Raw genomic sequence first — 7,667 nt, forward strand, 5'->3', positions numbered from 1 at the left:
GAACTTCAATTAGTCAGAAGCCCCGCCATGGCGGGGCTTTTTTATTATCACGCATAACGTCGTGGAGCGAACAATTGCCCAACTTTATTCGTCAGATTTGCATTGGTTTTGTTGCTAGCTTTCTAACAGCTACACCTGCACTAGCCAACAATGTAGCCAAATTACAACAATATTTAAACGAAACCCAATCGTTGCAAGCCTCGTTTGTTCAGCAAGTGAGTGGTAAAAATAACAAAACTCAAACCTCAACTGGCCAAGTCAGCCTTGTCCGCCCTGGTAAGTTCCGCTGGATTTACAGCAAACCTTATCCACAAGAAATTATTAGTGATAGTAAACAAGTCTGGCTTTACGATGCCGACCTCAGCCAAGTCACCATCAAGCCCGTTGGCAAAGCGCTCGACGCAAGCCCTGCAGCGATTTTGGCGGGCAATAACAAGCTGGATGCAAGCTTTAATAGTAAAGACCTCCCCATCAAAGATGGCTTGAACTGGGTTGAACTCAAACCCAAGCAACAGGACAGCAGCTTCGCAAGAATTCGTATTGGTTTTAATAATAGCAATCTGTCGCGCATGGAACTCGACGATCAATTTGGCCAAACCACACAGATTCAATTTAACCAAGTGATTCGCAATAAAGCGATTGATCCCAAATTGTTCACCTTTACTCCACCCGCAGGAACGGATGTCATTCGTGAGTGATCTTTTTGCCCGCAAGCCAGTACAGCCGCTTGCCGAACGTCTGCGCCCTAAAAACATCAGCGATGTCGTTGGTCAACAACATCTACTCGCAGCCGGCAAGCCACTGGCGCTCGCACTCGCCAGCGGTAAAGCGCACTCAATGATTTTTTGGGGGCCGCCCGGTGTGGGTAAAACCACGCTGGCGCGCTTATTAGCCGATGCGTTTCATTGCGAGCTGATCGCGCTCTCTGCCGTTTTTTCTGGCGTCAAAGACATTCGTCTCGCGATGGATCAAGCTGAACTCAATCAGCAACTGGATCGGCGTACTATTTTATTTGTCGACGAAGTTCATCGATTTAATAAAGCCCAGCAAGATGCTTTTCTGCCTTTTGTAGAATCTGGCCTCATTACTTTTATTGGTGCAACGACAGAGAACCCATCATTTGAAGTCAACGCCGCGCTTTTGTCGCGCGCACAAGTGTATGTATTGCATTCACTCGGCGAAGCGGATTTAAGCCAACTGATTGCGCGTGCCAAAGCGCAGTTTGATCCGCCGATTGAGATTGCGACTGATGCGATTCCTGCGCTGATTGATCTAGCTGATGGCGATGGCCGCCGCTTACTGAACTTAGTTGAGCAAGCCACACAAGCCGCCCAAGCCAGCGATCGTACAGAAATCGACGCGGCATTTTTAGCCGATGCACTCAGTATTGGCAGTCGCCGCTTTGATAAAGGTGGCGATCATTTTTACGATCAAATTTCGGCGCTACATAAATCCGTGCGCGGCTCGAATCCTGATGGCGCACTGTATTGGTTAGTGCGAATGCTCGATGGCGGTGCTGACGCGCGTTATTTAGCGCGTCGCATCGTGCGTATGGCGTGGGAAGACATTGGCCTAGCCGATCCACGTGCGATGCAAATCGCCAACGATGCGGCGACGACTTTCGAGCGGCTCGGTTCGCCCGAAGGTGAATTGGCGCTCGCCCAAGCCGTGATTTACCTTGCCGTTGCACCCAAATCGAATGCTGGTTATTTGGCTTTCAAAGCCGCCAAAGCACTCATCAAACAAGATCAATCGCGCGAAGTGCCGCTGCATTTACGCAATGCGCCGACCAAATTAATGGCCGAACTCGGCCACGGGCATGACTATCGATATGCACATGACGAACCTGAAGCCTATGCAGCAGGCGAGACTTATCTGCCCGATGGCTTGACCGATGTGCAGCTTTATCAGCCAACTCCGCGTGGATTAGAGCAAAAAATTGTGCAAAAAATGACACATCTAGCTGAACTCGATGCAGAGTGGCAAAAACGGCAGCGCAACAAGTAAATTAAATGCAGGTATAGCCCTCTGTAGATTACTCAACAATGGCTACAAGGCGATACCCATAAGGACCTCATTTTTAACTCAATAGATACCGAGCCGCGACGGCCTTGGTGTAAAATCTCCTTATCCATTAATACAAGCCTCCACGACAATCTACTATGCTCGATATCCAACTCCTTCGTACCGACCTCGCCGCTGTAACCGCCCGCTTGGCAGAGCGCAAATTCGTGCTTGATGCGAGCGCTTTCCAAGCGCTTGAAAACGAGCGCAAAGTATTACAAACGCAAATGCAAGATCTACAAGCCAAACGCAATAGCAGCTCCAAGCAAATCGGTGCGGCAAAAGCGAAAGGTGAAGATGTTAGCGCTATCATGGCTGAAGTCGCTAATTTGGGTGATGAACTGAAAGCCGCTGAAACGGCATTTGCACAACTGGATGAGCGCATCAAAGCTTTGCTGCAACACATCCCGAATCTGCCAAGCGATGACGTTCCTTTTGGCAACGATGAAAGCGGTAACGTAGAAGTCAGCCGTTGGGGCACACCGCGCAATTTTGATTTTGCCATCAAAGATCACGTCGACCTCGGTGCACCATTGGGTTTAGATTTTGAAACCGGTGCCAAGCTTTCCGGTAGCCGTTTCAGTGTTTTGCGCGGCCCAGTCGCCAAACTGCATCGCGCTCTAGCCCAATTCATGCTCAATACACACAGCAATGAACACGGCTACGAAGAAATGTACACGCCATATATTGTGAATGACACCGCGCTTTTTGGTACTGGCCAATTGCCTAAATTTGCCGAGGACATGTTTAAAGTCACGCGTGGTGGTGGCGAAGAAGGCGATGTTGATCAATATCTGATTTCAACGTCTGAAATCACACTGACCAACACCGTCGCTGGCGATTTACTCAAGTTAGAACAACTGCCAATTAAACTCACCGCGCATTCGCCATGTTTCCGCTCAGAAGCGGGCTCTTACGGCCGCGATGTGCGTGGCCTGATTCGCCAACATCAATTCGACAAAGTCGAAATGGTGCAAATTGTTCATCCAGAGCAATCGACTGCGGCGCTAGAAGAACTCGTTGGCCACGCAGAGAAAATCCTGCAATTGCTCGAGTTACCTTATCGCAAAGTTTTACTCTGCACTGGCGACATGGGCTTTAGCAGCCAAAAAACTTACGATTTGGAAGTTTGGTTGCCAGCGCAAGACACTTTCCGTGAAATTTCGAGCTGCTCGAATATGGGCGCCTTCCAAGCACGCCGCATGCAAGCACGCTTTAAAAATGAAGCAGGTAAGAATGAATTGGTACACACCTTAAATGGTTCAGGTTTGGCAGTCGGCCGCACTCTAGTAGCGGTACTAGAAAACTATCAAAATGCGGATGGTTCAATCACGGTGCCAACGGTATTGCGTAGCTACCTTGGTGGAGCAGAAACGCTCAGCGTTTAAACTTCAGCGGCAGTGAATTCACACACAAGCGCACCTGAGGGTGCGCTTTTTTTGCGCCTCAGACTGTAGTCAGCTACGCTAGACCGGTGTTCAACCTCAAGACAGGCCGCCTTATGTCCTCAAGCACCATTTGGCTTATCCTTGCCGCAGTGATCATCTCCTGCGAGATTTTCACGACCACCTTTTATCTCCTCGCGATTGGTATCGCCTTTTTGATTGCCGCCGCAGCCGCTAGTCTCAACCTCAGCCTAGGCATTCAATTCGGAATTTGCGGCTTCGTCGCCTTGATTGCGGTACTCGGCGTTCGCCAATGGAAAATCAAGCATCCACGCCCCATCATTCCAGCCGATGCCGACGACATCGGCCAGCGCGTACAAATCGAAACGTGGAAAGACCCGCAGCATGCTCGCGTCAAATACCGAGGCAGTCACTGGGATGCAGTCTTAGCGCCCAACGCTCAGCAGAACGACAACGAATATTGGTATATCAGCGCTCGTCATGGCGCAATTCTTGAAATTTCACCGCAAGCCGCGCAATAACAGTCCAGGAGGACGTATGTCATTTGAATTTATGCTCGCTTTTTTAGTTGTTGTTATTATTTTTGTCGCCAAAACTTTCAAAATCGTGCCACAGCAAAGTGCGCTCATTATTGAACGACTTGGCCGTTTTCACGCCGTGCTCGCACCCGGTCTCAGTATTGTGATTCCTTTTATCGACCGCGTGGCTTACAAGCATTCACTCAAAGAAATCCCGCTCGATATTCCTAGCCAAGTATGTATCACGCGTGACAACACACAGCTTCAAGTCGATGGGATTTTATACTTCCAAGTTGTAGATCCACGCATGGCTTCTTATGGCAGCTCTGATTTCGTCATGGCGATTAGCCAACTCGCGCAAACCACGCTGCGCTCAGTGATTGGCAAGCTCGAAATGGATAAAACCTTTGAAGAGCGTGATGAAATTAATCGCGCTGTCGTAGCGGCACTTGACGAAGCCGCAGCCAGTTGGGGGGTGAAAGTATTACGTTACGAAATCAAAGACCTCACGCCACCGCAAGCCATTTTGCATTCAATGCAACAACAAATCACGGCAGAACGTGAAAAGCGCGCCTTGATTGCACAATCTGAAGGTGTGAAACAACAGCAAATTAACTTGGCAACAGGTCAACGCGAAGCGGCGATTCAAAAATCACAAGGCGATATGCAAGCCAATATCAATCAATCGGAAGGCGAGCGCCAAGCACAAATTAACCGTGCTACGGGTGAAGCTGAAGCCCTACGATTGGTCGCTCATGCCACAGCAGAAGCCGTGCAAGCGGTCGCCACCGCGATTCAAACGCCAGGTGGCATTGAAGCCGTTAACCTAAAAGTGGCCGAGCAATATGTCGCTGCATTTGGCAATATCGCCAAAACAGGCAATACGATGCTGCTCCCAAGCAATGCGGCCGATGTCGCTGGTATGGTCGCGACAGCAATGAGCGTAGTGAAATCAGCAAACTTGCCAAAAACCAACTAAAGTAAATGCACTAACGCAGGAGCTTTCCCATGGCAGATCAAAAGTATCGTTTGGTAACTCGCAGTGATTTTGATGGATTAGTATGCGCGGTACTACTTAATGAACTCGATTTAATCGACGACATTTTGTTTGTTCACCCCAAAGACATGCAAGATGGGAAAGTTCCAATTACCGATCGCGATATCACTACCAACCTACCTTATGTGGCAGGTGCTTATTTAGCTTTCGACCATCATTTATCCGAAACGATCCGCAATGAGGCCAAGCTCGATAATCATATTATCGATCCAAAAGCGCCATCCGCTGCGCGCGTTGTATTTGACTATTACGGCGGTAAAGAACGATTCCATGATATTAGCGATGACATGATGCTGGCGGTTGATAAAGCCGATTCTGCTGAATTTAGTCGTGATGAAATTTTAAATCCCAAAGATTGGGTTTTACTTAATTACCTGATGGATGCACGAACTGGACTGGGGCGATTTAGAAGTTTTCGAATTTCTAACTATCAATTAATGATGGATTTAATTAAATATTGCCGCCATCATGGTATTGACGATATTTTAAAACTGCCCGATGTCGTTGAACGAATTGAACTGTATATGGAGCACGCACCACTGGCTAAAGAGCAAATCCAACGTTGCAGCCGAATTTATGACAATTTAGTTGTCTTGGATTTACGTGATGAAGAAACGATTTATGCAACTAATCGCTTTATGATTTATGCGCTCTACCCACAATGCAATATCTCCATTCATGTCATGTGGGGATTACAAAAGCAAAATACGGTCTTTGCAACTGGAAAATCAATTATCAATCGATCTTCACAAACCAATATTGGCGAATTAATGCTGCAATATGGCGGCGGAGGCCATGAAAATGCGGGCACCTGCCAGATTGAAAACAGTAAAGTCGATGAGGCCTTGCGCGCACTAGCCCTAAAAATTACATCTGATGGTTAAGTTCTACCCATCCTGATCTATAAAAAATGCCGCAATTGCGGCATTTTTTAATTGGGGAAACGTCGCCCTTGCGTAGCCAAAAGTCCAACCCGACCTTCATGCGGCTGGTATTCGACCTCATGATAAGCAATGGCAGTCGCATCAATGTGGCGATATAATTCGCCAAGGGCAACGATCTGATAGCCCTGAGCCAACCAGCCATCCAACAAACGCGCAAAATCATCGCTCGCCTGCACACCTTCAAAATCAGCCGCCGCATTGTAAACATGACCAAAGGGCATCTCATTCAGCGTTTTCGCCAAGATAGCATCCACTCGATCCAGCCCCGAATACGGCAGTATTTCTTCTAGCATTGGCAAAGTCACAGGCAGCTGCATACAGCGTGACACTTCAGCATTCACCACTGGCCAAAAAGGTGAAATTCCACGGGTATCACTAGCAAAGCTCCATCCAGAAAGCTGTTCAGAGCGATACACTGCACGGTTCGCCTGCCATGACTTAGCAGAAAATGCGACTGGTACACTCCCCGTTAGACGAGTAAATTGCGCTAAGTCCTCGGAGATCAAACAAGAAGTCTCATCCGCTGGCAAAGTTACAATCCGCTGTTGCCATTGATAGTTTTGTGCCGGACGTAAACCATGCTCAAATTGTGGCAAATCCTTAAGCGCCAAAAGCGCTAGTTTACTCAGCGATGCAGCAGGCCATAAGCTGCCACGGCACAAAGCTTTTGCACCAAAACGTGCACGCAGTGCTAACTGCCCAGCGCCGGAAAAACGGCGCAAACCCCGCGCGGGCAGCATACAGATGCCATTTTTTTCCCGCCCTAGCGACCAAAAAAAGCTAGCGCCACATTGCCGTTCCAACAAAATTTGCTGTAACCGTGGCACACCCAGCTCAATGGCCGCTAAATTATCGACATCAATCTTTAAAGCAATTAGTTTCATTTGGGATTCAGAAATAGACAGGGCAACAAGCACGCCGCAGCGCACCTCTAGAATTTGTCGGCTAGTGTACTACGAGAAACACGATAGAACTTGCATCGCATCGGTCAATTGCATGCCGAATTAACCAAAAAGAAACGAATTGCTAATTATGGACTTGGATAATTTCTAAACCCAGCTCAAACAAGGAACAAGATTCTATTTGATGACTGCGCTTTACGCGTACACGGGCAGAGAAAGGCTCACTACGTAGTGCATGCGTCTGCGCTGGCATCACATAAATATCAAACTCTTCTTCGGGGCGCGGTACGTAACTGGTTTTTACTGTCATACCTGTGACGCTTAGATCAGTGCATTCGCCATAAAACGGCAAACCCAAATCCATCGGACGAATTTTTACTTTGCAAGAAACCTGCATGCGTAACGCACCACGCTGGTCTTGCTCGCGCATCCCTACTTTCATAACAAGACCTTGTTCAGCGACATTCAATAGCGCCAATGAATTCAAATTGAAGCATGAGAGCTTAAAGTGCCAGCACATAATTGCAAAGAGCCGATCATCAGCCGACCCGCAACCAAACGCATCTCACAGTTAATAATCTGATTCCTAAGTACTTTCTACCCCATCACCGTGTGCAAAAGCGAAAGAAGTGGTTTTTTTATTGTAAAACTGTTGACGGCGTAATCGGGAAATGATTTAATTCGGCCTCTCTCGAACGAGGGGTCGTTAGCTCAGTTGGTAGAGCGCCTGCCTTACAAGCAGGATGTCGGCGGTTCGACCCCGTCACGACCCACCA

8 protein-coding genes and 1 tRNA gene are annotated in these 7,667 nt (G+C 48.1%); 7 read left to right on the forward strand and 2 right to left on the reverse strand.

The genetic code is table 11. From position 1 onward, the window contains the following. Positions 1 to 74: 74 nt before the first annotated feature. The 6 genes from lolA (at position 75) to Q320_RS0112995 (ending at position 5,929) form a co-directional block, all read left to right on the forward strand. Positions 75 to 698, forward strand: coding sequence for an outer membrane lipoprotein periplasmic chaperone LolA (lolA, locus tag Q320_RS0112970; RefSeq protein WP_051534728.1), 624 nt, complete (start codon positions 75 to 77; stop codon positions 696 to 698). Next, positions 691 to 2,007: a replication-associated recombination protein A gene (locus Q320_RS0112975; protein WP_027469358.1), complete on the forward strand. Its 1,317-nt coding sequence runs from the start codon at positions 691 to 693 to the stop codon at positions 2,005 to 2,007. The genes lolA and Q320_RS0112975 overlap by 8 nt, the downstream gene beginning before the upstream one ends. 155 nt (positions 2,008 to 2,162) lie before the next feature. After that, entirely contained in the window at positions 2,163 to 3,452 is a 1,290-nt protein-coding gene (serS, locus tag Q320_RS0112980; protein WP_027469359.1) for a serine--tRNA ligase, read from the forward strand. A gap of 113 nt (positions 3,453 to 3,565) precedes the next feature. Then, positions 3,566 to 3,991 (forward strand): NfeD family protein, encoded by a 426-nt coding sequence (locus Q320_RS19820; protein WP_051534729.1) that lies wholly within the window; start codon positions 3,566 to 3,568, stop codon positions 3,989 to 3,991. 16 nt (positions 3,992 to 4,007) lie between these two features. Further along, positions 4,008 to 4,967, forward strand: a complete 960-nt coding sequence (locus Q320_RS0112990; RefSeq protein ID WP_027469360.1) for an SPFH domain-containing protein — start codon at positions 4,008 to 4,010, stop codon at positions 4,965 to 4,967. A 29-nt stretch (positions 4,968 to 4,996) separates the two neighbouring features. After that, positions 4,997 to 5,929, forward strand: coding sequence for a DHH family phosphoesterase (locus tag Q320_RS0112995; RefSeq protein ID WP_027469361.1), 933 nt, complete (start codon positions 4,997 to 4,999; stop codon positions 5,927 to 5,929). 47 nt (positions 5,930 to 5,976) lie between these two features. Here the strand turns inward: Q320_RS0112995 and Q320_RS0113000 are convergent, their stop codons facing one another. After that, complete coding sequence (locus tag Q320_RS0113000) at positions 5,977 to 6,873, reverse strand: polysaccharide deacetylase family protein (RefSeq protein ID WP_027469362.1); 897 nt, start codon at positions 6,871 to 6,873, stop codon at positions 5,977 to 5,979. Between the two features lie 142 nt (positions 6,874 to 7,015). Next, positions 7,016 to 7,378: a hypothetical protein gene (locus Q320_RS0113005; protein ID WP_156939066.1), complete on the reverse strand. Its 363-nt coding sequence runs from the start codon at positions 7,376 to 7,378 to the stop codon at positions 7,016 to 7,018. A 213-nt stretch (positions 7,379 to 7,591) separates the two neighbouring features. On the opposite strand from Q320_RS0113005, the gene Q320_RS0113010 reads away from it, so the two are divergent. Beyond that, a tRNA-Val gene (locus Q320_RS0113010) sits at positions 7,592 to 7,667 on the forward strand.

It is taken from the genome of Deefgea rivuli DSM 18356 (assembly GCF_000620145.1).
In the GTDB taxonomy this organism is placed as follows: Bacteria; Pseudomonadota; Gammaproteobacteria; order Burkholderiales; family Chitinibacteraceae; genus Deefgea; species Deefgea rivuli.

Bases quoted from the DNA above. Each gene is read 5' to 3' on its own strand.
- serS (WP_027469359.1), top strand. From the start codon at position 2,163: ATGCTCGATATCCAACTCCTTCGTACCGACCTCGCCGCTGTAACCGCC.
- Q320_RS0113000 (WP_027469362.1), bottom strand. From the start codon at position 6,873: ATGAAACTAATTGCTTTAAAGATTGATGTCGATAATTTAGCGGCCATT.
- Q320_RS19820 (WP_051534729.1), top strand. From the start codon at position 3,566: ATGTCCTCAAGCACCATTTGGCTTATCCTTGCCGCAGTGATCATCTCC.
- Q320_RS0112995 (WP_027469361.1), top strand. From the start codon at position 4,997: ATGGCAGATCAAAAGTATCGTTTGGTAACTCGCAGTGATTTTGATGGA.
- Q320_RS0112990 (WP_027469360.1), top strand. From the start codon at position 4,008: ATGTCATTTGAATTTATGCTCGCTTTTTTAGTTGTTGTTATTATTTTT.